The 13,919-nt window shown below is 65.8% G+C and carries 9 protein-coding genes; 2 read left to right on the plus strand and 7 right to left on the minus strand.

Annotation, left to right across the window (positions count from 1 at the left end):
- Positions 1–52 precede the first annotated feature (52 nt).
- Genes FJ424_RS23360 through FJ424_RS23370 form a run of 3 tightly spaced genes read right to left on the minus strand, consistent with a single transcriptional unit; the run spans position 53 to position 4,656 of the window.
- A complete protein-coding gene (locus FJ424_RS23360; protein ID WP_140656305.1) occupies positions 53–988 on the minus strand; it encodes a DmsC/YnfH family molybdoenzyme membrane anchor subunit in 936 nt (311 codons plus the stop codon).
- A 6-nt stretch (positions 989–994) separates the two neighbouring features.
- Positions 995–1,729: a 4Fe-4S dicluster domain-containing protein gene (locus FJ424_RS23365; RefSeq protein WP_140656308.1), complete on the minus strand. Its 735-nt coding sequence runs from the start codon at positions 1,727–1,729 to the stop codon at positions 995–997.
- A complete protein-coding gene (locus tag FJ424_RS23370; RefSeq protein ID WP_140656310.1) occupies positions 1,726–4,656 on the minus strand; it encodes a molybdopterin oxidoreductase family protein in 2,931 nt (976 codons plus the stop codon). The genes FJ424_RS23365 and FJ424_RS23370 overlap by 4 nt, the downstream gene beginning before the upstream one ends.
- 77 nt (positions 4,657–4,733) lie before the next feature.
- On the opposite strand from FJ424_RS23370, the gene FJ424_RS33685 reads away from it, so the two are divergent.
- Positions 4,734–4,880: a hypothetical protein gene (locus FJ424_RS33685; protein WP_181182103.1), complete on the plus strand. Its 147-nt coding sequence runs from the start codon at positions 4,734–4,736 to the stop codon at positions 4,878–4,880.
- A 55-nt stretch (positions 4,881–4,935) separates the two neighbouring features.
- Entirely contained in the window at positions 4,936–5,823 is an 888-nt protein-coding gene (locus FJ424_RS23375; RefSeq protein ID WP_140656313.1) for a LysR family transcriptional regulator, read from the plus strand.
- A 287-nt stretch (positions 5,824–6,110) separates the two neighbouring features.
- Here FJ424_RS23375 and FJ424_RS23380 read toward each other — a convergent pair whose 3' ends face one another.
- The 4 genes from FJ424_RS23380 to FJ424_RS23395 all read right to left on the minus strand — a co-directional run bounded on the left by FJ424_RS23380 (position 6,111) and on the right by FJ424_RS23395 (position 13,538).
- Positions 6,111–7,367: an Hsp70 family protein gene (locus FJ424_RS23380; protein WP_140659422.1), complete on the minus strand. Its 1,257-nt coding sequence runs from the start codon at positions 7,365–7,367 to the stop codon at positions 6,111–6,113.
- 199 nt (positions 7,368–7,566) lie between these two features.
- Positions 7,567–8,358 (minus strand): TIGR02186 family protein, encoded by a 792-nt coding sequence (locus FJ424_RS23385; protein WP_140659421.1) that lies wholly within the window; start codon positions 8,356–8,358, stop codon positions 7,567–7,569.
- Positions 8,358–9,281 carry a sulfite exporter TauE/SafE family protein gene (locus FJ424_RS23390; protein WP_140659420.1) on the minus strand — a complete coding sequence of 308 codons (924 nt, stop codon included), beginning with the start codon at positions 9,279–9,281 and terminating at the stop codon, positions 8,358–8,360. Before FJ424_RS23390 ends, FJ424_RS23385 begins: the two co-directional genes overlap by 1 nt.
- A 192-nt stretch (positions 9,282–9,473) precedes the next feature.
- Positions 9,474–13,538 (minus strand): SEL1-like repeat protein, encoded by a 4,065-nt coding sequence (locus FJ424_RS23395; protein ID WP_140659419.1) that lies wholly within the window; start codon positions 13,536–13,538, stop codon positions 9,474–9,476.
- Between the last annotated feature and the right edge of the window lie 381 nt (positions 13,539–13,919).

A 13,919-nucleotide genomic window follows, 5' to 3' on the forward strand; every position in this document is an offset into this window, starting at 1 on the left:
GGTATCTTTCAAAAATAATCCAGCAGCCTACCGGGGGGAACAATAGGACGCCTTATCTGCCATAGTAAAGCGTGACCGTGTGCTTCGCCTCGGCGAAGAACAGCCAGCGCTCGACGAGCATGCCGGCGAGCTGGGACATAGCCGCGAGCGCCGACGCAATCGCCACGAAGGGCCACGGCAAGGCGAACGCGACGGCAAGCAGGACAGCCGGCGCGATGAAAGCCAGGCCTTGGGCGATCCGCCTCAGCTTGGCGCTGTGCTTGCGGGCGATGCGGAAGCCCATTTCCTTCAGCAGATAATTTTCTTCGGTGTGCGGCCATTCGATCGACCGCACCGTGCCGCCGGCGAGGCCAGTCGCCGTGTTGGCCGTGGTCGGGATCTCCAACCGGTCGTTGTAGCGCCAGGTCGCAAGCTTCCAGGTCCAGCCGGCGAGCGTGGCAAGCAGAACCGCGATCAGCACCGCCGTTGAACCCAGCTTGAACCCCTGGAGCAAAGCGTTGGCGAGAACGCTTCCGGTCATCGCTGCGAAGATGAGATAAGCCGGCAAAGTATAGCGGCTATGCCACTGCGCGATCGGCTTCAGCGAGGCGTAGATCATGCCCGTCGTGCAGACTGTCGTCACCGCGCCGGCCGCCGCCAGCAGGCCGGCGATCGCCACCCAGCCACCGTTGCGGCCGAGAAACACCCAGCCGATGCCGAACATACAAGCCGGAACGAAGGTAGCGACCGACGCCACGCCTTCGCGCGACAGCCAGGAACTGCGCCATTGCGAGAAAGCACGCCAAGCCCGCTCGGGCCGGCCGAGATGGCCAGTCGATGACAGCAATCCGGCCGCGATCAGGCCGAGCGCCAACCCCATGCCGACAAAGCCCAGCCAGAAATCGGCTGGGATGTACCCCAACCCGCCAAGCAGGCCGAGCAGCGCCAGCAGGCCGTAGCCGGCCCCTGTGGCTGTGGTGAAGAAGACGACCGAGAAAGCGGGATGCATGTTCGGTCAGTTCGAAAGCATGCGGTCGATCCAGCCGAGAAAGCCGCCCTCGGCCTTGATCGGCTCCAGTGCCGGTGCGTCCACCTTCGCCGCCCGCTCGCTGCGGGCACGCGGCGGCAGATATCTGTTGGTCGGCTTGTAGCCAAGCTCCGGCATCAGCGCGACGCCGCCACGTTCCTCGACAAGCTGCGAGATCGCCGAAGCCGGATCGCCGAGATCGCCGAAATGCCGGGCGCTGGTCGGGCAAGCGGCAACGCAGGCGGGCACGCGATCCTCCTCGGCCAGATTGTCATTGTAGATGCGGTCGACGCAGAGCGTGCATTTCTTCATGACGCCGACGTCGGTGTCGAACTCGCGCGCGCCATAGGGGCAGGCCCAGCTGCACAATTTGCAGCCGATGCATTTATCCTCGTCGACCAGCACGATGCCGTCCGAGGCGCGCTTGTAGGAGGCGCCGGTCGGGCACACGGTGACGCAGGCCGGCGTCTCGCAATGCAGGCAGGAGCGCGGGAAGTTGACGGTGCGGCCGCCCATCTCAGTGGTGTGCTCATAAGCGTGCACGCGGTTGAACCAGACGCCGTCGGCATGGCCGCCATAGGGGTCGATGTCGGTCAGCGGCGCCATGTGCCCGCCGGTGTTCCATTCCTTGCAGGCGGTCACGCAGGCCTGGCAACCGACGCAGGTGTCGAGGTCGATGACGAGGCCGAGCTTCTTATCGGTCCGGGCCGGAAGGCAGGTCATTCGGCGGCTTCCCTGTTCATGCGAAACGCGGCGCCGAAGCGAAGCACTTCGGGCGAAGGTTCGAAATGCGGCGGCTGGCGGAAACGCTCGAATTGCGGCTCGGTGAAGCCGGCTTCGTCCGCCGCGCATTTGACGATGCGCACGCGCACGTCGAACCACGCCGCCTGGCCGGTGACCGGATCGGAGTTCGAATAGCGCCTGCCGCTGGCGTCGGCCGATGTCTGGTCGCCGATGATGTGGTTGAGCAGGAAGCCGCGATTGCTCTCCGCCGCGTCGTCCTTCAGGCCCCAACTGCCGCGCCGCTTGCCGACCGCGTTCCAGGTCCACACCGTGTCCGGATTCACGCCGTCGATCAGCTTGATCTGGCCTTTCACCCGGCCGTTGATGCTCTCGATCCACACCCAGTCATCGTCGGCAAAGCCGAGACCGGCGGCCGTCCGGTGATGGACGAACAGCCTGTTCTGGCTGGTGATCTGCCGCAGCCACGCATTCTGCGAGCCCCAGGAATGGTACATGTGCATCGGCCGCTGCGTCAGCGCATGCAGCGGATATTTTTCGAGGTCGACGGCGTCGTCCTCGAAGGGCGCGTACCAGAATGGCAGCGGGTCCATATAGGCTTCGATGCGGCCGCGTTCGGCGTCCGGCGGCTGCACTTTTCCATGGCCGCGCGCGGCAAGCCTGAACCGCTGCATCGGCTCCGAGTAGAGCTGGAAGACAATAGGCTCGGCCTTGGGGATGAAACCCATCTCGACGGCGAAGTCGAGATAGGCGCGGTTGCCCATTTTGTAATAGCGCTGGTCGTCGGAGAAATCGTGATGCCAGAAGCCGCCATTGTCGATGTAGCGCTGCAACTGGTCGGGGTTGACGTCGCCCCTGCCGATCATGCCGCCATTCTTGCCGCGCCAGCCGGCTAAAGGGCCGATGCCGGGCGTGCGCTCATGGTTGACGATGTAGTCGGCATAACAGCTGTATTTGGCCGAACCGTCCTCGTCGACGAAGCCTGGCAGGCCAAGCCGCGCGCCGAGCTCGATCAGCACCGACTGGAACGGCCGCACGTCGCGGTCAGGCTGCACCACCGGATGGCGAATGGCGTCGGCGGCCCCGTCGGCATGGCTGATCGGCCGGTCGAGCAGGCTGATGCAGTCGTGCCGCTCGAGATAGGTGGTGTCGGGCAGCACTAGGTCGGCGAAGGGCACGGTCTCGGAATAATAGGCGTCGGAATAGATGATGAAGGGGATCTTGTAGGCGCCGGCCTCGTCCTTGTCGGTCAGCATGGCAATCGTCTCGACGGTGTTCATCGACGAGTTCCACGCCATGTTCGACATGTACATCATCAGCGTGTCGATCGGATAAGGATCGCCGGCCCAGGCATTGCGTATGACCGAGTGCATCAGCCCATGCGCGGCCAGGGGGGCTTCCCAGGAATAGGCCTTGTCGATGCGGGTGGGCTGGCCGGCGTCGTCGACGAGAAGATCGTCCGGTCCGCAGACGAAGCCGAGCGGCATGCCGTCGAGCGGCGTCATCGGCCGAACGCTTTTTCCGCATGGCTTCGGCCCCGGCGGCGCTGGGCGCGGATAAGGCGGCTTGAAGCGGAAGCCGCCGGGGACATCGACGGTGCCGAGCAGCACCTGCAGCAGATGGATGGCGCGGCAGGTATGAAAACCGTTGGAATGGGCCGAGATGCCGCGCATGGCATGCATCGAGACAGGCCGTCCCTTGATCGTCTCGTGCCGCCGGCCCGCCCAGTCGGTCCAGGCTATCGGCAGTTCGATCGTCTGCTCGAAGGCGACATGCGCCAGCTCCGCCGCGATGCGCCGGATCGTTTCCGCGCTGACGCCGCAGCGCTCCGCCACGGCGTCCGGCGAATACGTCTCGTCGAGATAGCGTTCGGCGATGAGCTGGAAGACAGGCACGCAGCGCTGCCCGCCGACCTCATGGCAGCCGGTCAGCGCTGGCTTTGCTTCGGGGTCGGCCGCATTGACCGGTTGCTTGGCCGCCCTGTCCCAGGCAAGCGGGTTGCCGTCCACGTCGCGAACGAACAGCCCGTCATCGGCGGCCCCCGGCTCCTGCACGACCAGCGCAGACGCGTTGGTGTAGCGCAGCAGGTAGTCGAGATCGACGCGGCCGGCCTTGAGCAGTTCATGGACCAGCGCCAGCACGAACAGCCCGTCGGTGCCCGGCCTGATGCCGATCCAGTCGTCGGCGATCGCGTTGTAGCCGGTGCGGCAGGGGTTGATCGAAACCACCTTGGCGCCGCGCGCCTTGAGCTTGCCGAGGCCGATCTTGATCGGATTGGAATCATGGTCCTCGGCGACGCCAAACAGCATGAAGTATTTCGTGTTGTCCCAGTCGGGCTCGCCGAATTCCCAGAACGAGCCGCCGATCGTGTAGAGCCCGCCGGCCGCCATGTTGACGGAGCAGAAGCCGCCATGCGCGGCGAAATTGGGCGTGCCGAATTTCGAGGCCCACCAGCCGGTCAGCGATTGCGACTGGTCGCGTCCGGTGAAGAAGGCGAGTTTTTTCGGGTCGGTGCGCCGGATCGCCGACAGCCTTTCGGTGGCGATGGTCAGCGCTTCGTCCCACTCGATCTCGCGGAACTCGCCCGAGCCGCGCGGCCCGGTCCTCAGCAGTGGTTTCTGCAGCCGCGCTGGGCTGTAGTGCTGCATGATGCCGGCGCTGCCCTTCCCGCAGATCACGCCGCGGTTCACCGGATGGTCCTTGTTGCCGTTGATGTAGCGGACCTTGCCGTCCTTGATGTGGACGTCGATGCCGCAGCGGCAGGCGCACATGTAGCAGGTGGTCTTGGCCGTGCGGTCGGAGACGCTTGGCGAGGTCTCGACGCCGTCGCCCTCGTCCGGCGCTCGGCTGTCGGCCAGCGGCCGCTGCGAGGAGGCGGAATTGGCGCCGCGCGGCGCGGCTTTGCTCATGATCCGCGAACGCTCTTGCCGTTCGCCATCTTGGCCTTCGTCTTGGGTCCCGGGCCGCGCATGTAATGGAGTTCAGGATGATAGCGCTCGCCGGCGAGCCGCCGCTTCAGACGGCGGTTCCAATGCGCGAACAGGGATTTGAAGCGCCCTATCATTTCCCACTCTTGGTCTCTGGCGACCAATTTTTTCCAACTTCAGGCAAAAACTTAGAACAAAGCCATTGATGCGTCTAACAAGCGGCTCTTGTAATTCCGATCGATTTTGCTTCTTAGTTGCGCCATGACTCTCGACCAGTTGCGCATCTTCGTCGCCGTCGCCGAGCACGGCCATATGACCAAGGCCGCCGAGCGGCTCGGCATCTCGCAGTCGGCGGCCTCGGCCGCCATCCGCGCGCTCGAAAGCCAGCATGGCGTGCGCCTGTTCAACAGGGTTGGCCGCAACATCGAACTGGCGCAGACCGGCCATCGCTTCCTGCCGGAGGCCAAGGCGGTCCTGGATCGCGCCGCCGCTGCCCGCGGCGTTCTGGAGGATGTCTCGCAGACCGTCGCCGGCAGCCTGTCGATCGCGGCGAGCCAGACCATCGCCAGCTACTGGCTGCCGCGTCGCCTGGCTGCCTTCCACGAAGCCTATCCGGCCGTGAAGCTGAGCGTGACGATCGGCAACACCAGGCAGGTTGAGACCAATGTGCTGGACGGCCGCGCCGATTTCGGCCTGGTCGAGGGCCGCACCGAGTCCGACATCCTGCGCCGCGTCACGGTCGACGAGGACCGCCCGATGCTGGTTGTGGCGCGCTCGCATCCCGAGATTCCGATGACGCGGGCGGGAAACCTCGACATCAGGGCGCTGCGCTGGATCATCCGGGAAGGCGGGTCGGGCACGCGCGAGGCGCTGGAGGATTTCGCGCTCAGTCAGGGGGTTCCGCCGGCGGAATTGCAGATTTTCCTCGTCCTGCCCAGCAACGAGGCCGTGCGTCAGGCCGTCGAGGCCGGCGCGGGGGCGACGATCATCTCGGAACTCGTCGTCGCGCGCTCCCTGGCGGAGGGCAGCCTCAGGGCCGTGCCGGTCGAATTGCCGAAGCGCGACTTCGCCATGATCACGCACCGCGACCGCCAGGCGAGCCTCGCCCAGATGGCGCTGAAGGCGCATCTGGGCGGAAAGGTCGGCTGAGCCCAGGCGGCACCCGGACTATGTTCTTGGGATGCTGATCATCGCGAACGTTCGCGATTGTCCGAAGCCTCCGAACGTCGTCATCCACGGGCGGAGCGACGCGAAGCGGAGCGTAGACCCGAGGATCCATTCCGTGACCTTCGACGTGGAGTGCACCGGACCAGAATTCTGCATCGCAGCGGCGCTTATACGTCACAGAATGGATCCTCGGGTCTGCGCCGCGTCGCTTCGTTCCTTGCTCCGCCCGTGGATGACGAAGCGGCCGGCGTCTTAGTCCCCTCCAGCCCTCACGCGTATTTCCGCTGCGCATCGAGCGCCAGCCCAAGGCCGACCGAGCCGAACATGTCGCCTTCGATGACGGCGGCCTGCGGCACCAGGGAAAGAATCTGCCGCTTCGCCAGCGGGATGGCGGTCGAGCCGCCGGTGAGGAACACGGCGGTGATGGCCGAGGCATCAACGCCGGCATCGGCGATCGTCTGTTTGACCGTCGCGGCCACGCGTTCGATGTCGCCGGCAATGGTCTCTTCGAGGCCCGCGCGCGTGATCTCGGCCGCGAAGCGCGCGCCGGGCAGCGACACCTTCACTTCGGCGGGAGACTGGTCTGTCAGCAGTATCTTCGCCCTTTCGACCAGGCCGGCCATCGCATGGCCGTAGCGGTGCTCGACGACATGGATGAAGCGGTCGACAAGGTCGGCCCGCTCGGCCTCGTAGCGGATCTGCCGCAGGTCGTTCATTGCCTTGGCTGTGTAGACGAGGTTGATGCGCTGCCAGGTTGCCAGGTCGATGAAATAGGCCGCCGGCAGGTTGCGCTTGTGGTCCTTGGTCCGTGTCAGATAGCCGAGCTTGGGCATGACATGGGCGATGCTGAGCAGCCGGTCGAAATCGGTGCCGCCGATATGGACGCCGCGATTGGCCAGGATGTCGGCCTTGCGGTCGGTCGAGCGAGCGCGCTCCGGCGAGACCCGCACGATCGAAAAGTCGGATGTGCCGCCGCCCATGTCGACGATCAACGCCAGCTCCTCGCGGGCGACCTTCTGCTCGTAATCGAGCGCCGCCGCGATCGGCTCGAACTGGAAAGCGATGTGCTTGAAGCCCTGCGCGCGCGCCGCCTTTTCAAGCTCGCCCTGCGCCTTCGCATCGGCGGCCGTGTCGTCGTCGACGAACTGCACGGGCCTGCCAAGCACGACACTTTCGACCGGACCGCCTGCGTCCTCTTCCAGCCGCTTCTTGAGATGATCGATGAACAGCCCGATGATGTCGATGAAGCCGATCTGGCGCGCCTTGATGCGCGTCTTTTCATTGGCGAGCGAACTGCCGAGCACGCTCTTCAGCGAGCGCATCAGACGCCCTTCGATGCTGTCGGTGTAGTCGCTGATCGCACGGCGGCCGAAATAGGTGTAGCCGTCCTCGAAGTTGAAGAACACGGCGCTTGGCAAGGTCGGTTGCTCGCCTTCCAGCGCCACCAGTCGCGCCCGGCCGTCGCGGATCACGCCAACGGTGGAATTGGACGTGCCGAAATCGATGCCGCCGAATGCCGATCGCATCGCAGCCTCCTGTCGTTGCCTGGGGCAGGGTTGCCGACGACGCGAAGCGCGCCGTCGTCCGGAAAGCCGGACGCTCTGCCGAAAATCGAAATGTGTGTGCTTGTCCCTAGGGCTGGGAGGCGGCGATGTATCGCAAAACCGGGAAAAGGGAAACCCTCTTTTCACAGGAAAATGGGTCTTCCCATTTTTCCCGCGGGTATCAATCCTTGCGGAAGATGAGCCGGCCCAGCCAGCCGGTCAGCATGGCGAGCGATATCGCGAACACGCCATAGAGGAAGGAATAGTCGTGCGCGACGCGGAAGATCGATTGCTCGAAACCGGACTTGCGGATTTCGAGCTGGGCCGAGCTTTCCTTGACGAACATGCCGCTCTTGAACAGGAACGCGCGGGCTTTATGGGTCCCGACCGGAACATTGGGCGCCAGCCGCACGGTGGCGCGAAACAGGTTCTGCGACAGGAACTGCACGCCGCCGACATTTTCGCTGTAGAGGCCCGTCGCCGCCTTGCGGTCGCGTAGCGCGGCCGTGAATTCCTCGATGGTTGCCGGGCTGTCGGTCTCGTCGGCGGGCTTCATATAGAGGTTCTGCGCGCCGAGCGAGAGCTGCTTGTATTTGGCAGGCTCGGCGATGTCCTGCAACGGGCGCGTCGTCGCGACGGAATAGGAGACCGGCACATTCTCGAACGTCTCCGAGTCCAAGTTGACCCAGACGCCGAGCACCCGGTCCTTGCGCCGAACGACAACAGGGCGTGGCGGGCCTTCGAGCACGACGATCACGTCATAGCGCCCCTGGCGCGCGACCAGCGGATCGGGATTTTCCAGCGATCCGAAGATGGTCAGGTCGGCGCCGGAGAAACCCGCCGTGATCGAAACGGCGTCTGTCGACAGGCCGATCTGGATGCTTTCGGCAAGCGGCGTTTGCGCGGTTGCCGGGGAAAGGGCAAAGAGCATCGACAACGAGGCGGCGGTTGCGAATGCTCTCAGTCCCGCCATCAGTTCAGGCCCGCGGCGGAAAGCGAATAAAGATTCGGCGGCGTCACGAAGAGATCGACGGCAAGGCGGATGGCGACGGCCAGCACCAGCATCGCCAGCAGCGCCCGCAACTGTTCGCCGCGCAGCCTCTGGCCGGCCTTGGCGCCGTATTGCGCGCCGGCGACGCCGCCGGCCATCAGCAGGAAGGCCAGGATCACGTCGACCGTCTGGTTGGTCGTGGCGTGCACCAGCGTCGTATAGGCCGAGGTGAAGATGATCTGGAACAGCGAGGTGCCGATGACGACATTGGTCGGCACTTTGAGCAGGTAGATCAGCGCCGGCACCATGATGAAGCCGCCGCCGACGCCCATGATCGACGACAGGAAGCCGATCCCGGCGCCGAGCCCGAGCACCGGGATGACGCTGACGAAGAGCTTCGAGGCGCGGAAGCGCACCTTGAACGGCAGCCGGTGGATCCAGTTGTGCTGTCCGGATTTCTTGAGCACCGGCGCCGCGCCGCTGCGGCTGGCGCGCAGCGCGTTGACGCTCTCGACCAGCATCAGTCCGCCGACGGTACCGAGCAGCACGACGTAGAGCAGCGAGATGAACAGGTCCAACTGGCCGAGGCGGCGCAACAGCGCAAAGACGAAGATGCCGGCCGTCGAGCCGACGATGCCGCCGGCCAGTAGCACGCCCCCCAGCTTGAAATCGAGCGTGCCGCGCTTGAAATGCGAAAGCGCGCCGGAGAAAGAGGAGGCGATGACCTGGTTTGCGCCGGTGGCGACGGCGATCGCCGGCGGGATGTTGTAGAAGATCAGGAGCGGGGTGATCAGGAAGCCGCCGCCGACCCCGAACATGCCCGACAGGAATCCCACCGCCGCGCCCATCGCCAGCAGCACGAAGACGTTGACGGAAATTTCCGCGATCGGGAGATAGATGCCCACCCGTCTGTCTCGATCAGTTTGTCTGTCGGCCCAAAGTGCCGTCCCCGGACAATAAAGCACCGAAAAGCCAATTTTTTCTTGCGACGGCGCGGCGGCGGGTTCAACCCCCGCCGCCGCGCCGAAACAAAAACCATCTCAATCAGTTAACAGGCAAATGTGTGGCAAGGCGTCGCGTATGCGACGCGGCTGCCGTTATTTCTTTGCCAGGAGCGCCTTGACGAGCGGCGCGTCGATCTCGCCGGTCGGCTTCATCTTGTTGTCGGTCTGGAAGGCCATGATGGCGGTCTTGGTCTTGCCGCCCATCACGCCGTCGGCGCCGCCGGCGTCATAGCCGTTCTTGTTGAGGATCAGCTGGATGTTCTTCACCGCCTTCTTCATGTCGATGCTGGCGGTGGTCTGCGGTGCGCTGTCCTGCCAGGACTCCGGAACGTCGGCCGAGTTGGCGGCCGCGTTGAGCGGCTTGGCCTTCCACAATTCCGTGGCCGCGCGCGCCCGCTCGAGCTGCTCGGGCCGCAAAGCGTTGGCGATCTCGTCGCGCTTGGCGGCGGCGTCCTTGTCGCCGGTCTTGGCCACCAGCGCGAACCATTTGTAGGATTCTTCCAGGTCCTGCTTCATGCCGACGCCCTTGGCGGCCAGGATGCCGAGGTTGAACTGGCTGTCCTTGACGCCGAGGTCGGCGGCTTCCTGGAACCAGTGCGTCGCCGATTCATTGTCGGTCACGCCGTCCGCCGCCATGGCGAACAGCACCGCCAGATTGTGCATTGCGCTGGCGTTGCCCTGTTCGGCGGCGAGTTGATAGTAGGTCTTGGCCTTCTTGATGTCGCGCGCGACGCCGATGCCTTTTTCGTAGAAATTGCCGATACGGTATTCGGCCGGCGCGAAGCCGAGCTCGGCCGACTGCTCATACCATTTGGCGGCTGCCTTCATGTCTTCCTTCACGCCGCGCGATTCCGCGTAGCGCGAGCCGATCTCGAACAGCGCCTTGGCGTCGCCGCCGGCGGCCGCGTCGCGCAGCGCCACCGGACCGATTTCGGAGGGAATGTCGAATTTGGCCGCGGCCGTCTGGCTTGCCGCGGGCGGCACGGCGCCTGTCGTGTCGGCGGAGGTGACAGCCGGCGCGCCGGCGGGGGCGCTCCCGGCTGCGGGGCTGGCCGTCTCCGGGGCCTTGGCCATCGGCTGCGTGTCGCCATCCGTGTCCGTCGCGGTGGCGGCTGCGGCAGGTTCGGACGGCGTCGCCGACGCCATCGGGGCCGGCGCCGGCGCGGCAGGCGCCACTGGCGCGGGCGTCGGTTCGGCCGGCATGGCGGTGGCAGCTTCAGGACTTGCGGGGAAGGAAGCGGCCGGCGCCGCGTCCTTGACGGGCTCTGCCTGCCTGACGGAGCGTGCCGGGGTGCTTTCGGCCTGCGCGGTGTCCGTGTCGGCCTTCGGTGCGGCTGTGGCATCGAGCGAAGCCGTATCGACCGTCTGCGTGGAGACGATCGGGGCGGGCTGGTTGTTGGCCGTTTCGACGGGATCGGCCAAGAAGGCCTTGCCCAGCTGCAGGCCCGCCAGCGCCATCATGATCGCCGCCGCCGCCATCAGGATCGGCTTGCGCCGCGCCTTGAGCAGGTCGCCTATCCTCAGCGCCTTCACCGGGCCGGTCATGGTCGATTGCCGCTTCAGCGTGTCGGCTTCCGCAGCGGCGGCCTGGGCCGCGCGGCGGGCCGCGGCGATGAAATCGGACTTGGCGGCGTCGCCCTCGGCGCGCCGGGCCGGCTGGCCGCCACGCTCGTCGCGCACACGCTTCATGATGGCGTTGAGGTCCGGCGCGCCGGAACCTGGTTCCAAGGGCCGGTTGGCGGCCTTGGGGTCGAGCGGCTCATCGATGTCGACGCTTGGCACGTCGCCCACCGGCGCCGAGCCGGCAAGCGGCTGCGTATCCGCATCCTTCTTGCCCTTGAAGGCGCGCGCCAGGCCGCTGAACATCGATTTCCTGCGGCCGGCCGTCTCGCTCTTGTCGCCGATCACGTCCGGTCCGAGCGCTGCCATGGCCGCTGCGGCCGCGGCTTCCGCCGGCGTGCGCGGCGCATCTGGCTCATCGCGCATGATCGCCGCCGCGCGGCCTTCCAGGCTGGCCATGTCTCCCGTGAGCGGCAGCGGCTGGTCGATGTCCATCGAAGGCGCGTCCTGCACCGCTATCTTGCCGCCGCGGCCGCCGCGCTTGCCGGCCGGTTGCGGATCGACCAGCTCGCTGACCGCTTCGCTGGCCTCGCTCGTTTCCAGCGAGCCCAGCCGGTCGACGATCTTCAGCAGCGTATCGTGGATCGCCTCGAATGTCCGCGAGTTGCGCTCGTCGGAGCGCCGGGTGAGCGCCTCGAGCGTCTTCAGATCCTGGGCGAGGCCGGCAACGGCGGTCGCGTTGGTCTGGGCCGTGCTGGACGTCGAGTCGGAAAGCGATTTGACGGCGCTCTCGGCCGCCTCGCGCGCCACGCTCAGGATGGAATCGCGCGTGCCGGCCAGCGACTTCTCGATCTGGTTGAGGCGCGGGCTTATGTCTTCGAACTCGGGCAGCGGCGTGCCCGGCTTGGAAAGATGCGCCGACAGGCCGGCGACCTGCGCTTCCAGGCTGCGGATCAGTGCCGGATCGATGCCCGCGACCTGCTGCGCGGACGATTCCAGCCGGCTGGAAATGTCCTCGAGCCGGCTTTCCAGCCCCCGGATCGCCATCTCGTTGGCGGGATCGGGCGTGCGCGTCTCGATGCGCTTGGCCAAAGCGGTGAAGCGGGCGTCGATCGCCTCCATGATGCCGGCGCTCTCATCCCGGCGCATGCGCTGGTCAAGCCTGTCCGCGACCTCGTCCAGCCGACGCTCGAGATCGCGGAACAGCATATTGCCCTGTTCGATCGCATCGCCCTGGCGGCGCTCAAGCAGCATTGACAGCGCATCGAAGCGCTGCTCAAGGCCCTGGAAGATCTGGTCGGCATCTGGCATCGCCGGCGCGCGGTCCATCTTGTCGGTGATCAAGGCGATCTGCTTGCCGAGCCGCTCCATGGCCTGCTCGGGCAGGTCCGCCCTGCCGGCCAGTTGATCCACACGGCTGGACAGGAGACTGAGGCGATCCAGAACTTCCGCTCCAGGCCGCGACTGTGCGACCTCTTCGATCTGAATCGCCAGGGAGGCCATGCGCTTCTCGATCCGGCCGAAGCTTTCGGGATCGAAGGCATTGGCCTGCGCGGCCACCGTCGACGCGACGATGGCGCGCGAAATCTCATCCAGCCGCTCGTCGATCATCGCGAGCGTCTCGCCGCCGCGCGCGGTCTGCTGGCCGGCGAAACGGTCGACCGCGCCGGCAAGCGTGCGCACCTTCTCCTCCAGCGAGCGCAGCGAAAGCGATTCCGGCAGGTTGCTGACGGCGCTGCTGATCTGTTCGAGCCGATCGGTCAGCACCGAAAGGCTCGGGCCTTCGGCGCGCTTGCGCTGGTCGGCGTCGACGCGGTCCTCGAAGGCGCTCCAGCGGCGATCGAAGTCGTCCCAACGGCGGTCGACCTTCTGCAGGCTTTCCTCGCGCGCCAGCGTGTCCAGCGCGCCCTTCACCTGTTCCAGTTCCAGCCGCAGCAAGTTGACGCTGCGGTCGTCGCTTTTTTCGGCGAGCGTCTGGATGGCTCCCGAAAGCCGCTCGAATTCGAGGCCGAGCTCGGCGCTGCTCTTGTCGGGCATGCCGCTCGACGGAGCGCCGCCGTGGCTGTTGGCCTGCATGGCGCGATCGATGTCCTGGCGGAACGCTTCGAATTCGCGCTGCAGGCCGACGGTCATCTGGTGGCGCAGTTCCTCGCGCAGGCCGCGCAGTTCGACGGCGATCTTGCCGACCATGGCGACGCTGTCTTCCTGGCCGCGCACCCGGTCGATGTCACGCGCGATCGCCTGGTAGCTCTGGCCGAAGGCGGGCGCGGCGGGCGTCGGATTTTGCGGGGCGCGATTTTGCGGCCATTGGTTCTGCGGGCCGGGATTTTGCGGTGCCGGATTCTGCTGCGGCCGGTCCAGCGGCCTTTGCGCGGAATAGGTATCCTCGTACCAGCGCGGCTGGCCGTAAGGCTGCGTGCTTGGATAACGCGGCTCGACCGGCCGCCGCAGGTCGGGGTGATCGGGCATGTCGGCGCGCGTCCGGTCCAGCCGCTGCTCCAGCGTTTCGAGCGAGCGGTTCAGTTCTTCGAGCGAGGGCTGCGGCCGGCGTTGCCTGCCGGCGTTGAGTGTATCGAGATAGGACCGCTTGCTGTTCATCGATGCGCCCGTGTTCAGAATGGCCGGCCAAAGGCCGGTTTCCCAAAGTCCTGTCGGGAACGAAGCGAGCCGGGCGGTTTTGCCGCGGAGGAAGACGGGCTTCCCGGGTTTTCACCCGCGCTTCGAAAAACCGTGAAAAATTCGCTACAGGATAACCACGGGTGACCGACATGCGCACATTTCGCCCAACGTGGTAAACAAGGCGTTAACCAAGCTTAAGAAGCCGCGCATAAATCGTGAGGCGCGTGACCAGTGCGGCGTAAACTCCGCCCAACAGCATGGGCCCGACGGACGTTTACGATCTCGACAGATAGACTCCATCGAGAAATGCGATTGCCTTATCTCAATCCGCAAAGGCCACTACGCAGGAGGGTCTCTTCG

It is taken from the genome of Mesorhizobium sp. B3-1-8 (genome assembly GCF_006439495.1).
Taxonomy (GTDB): domain Bacteria; phylum Pseudomonadota; class Alphaproteobacteria; order Rhizobiales; family Rhizobiaceae; genus Mesorhizobium.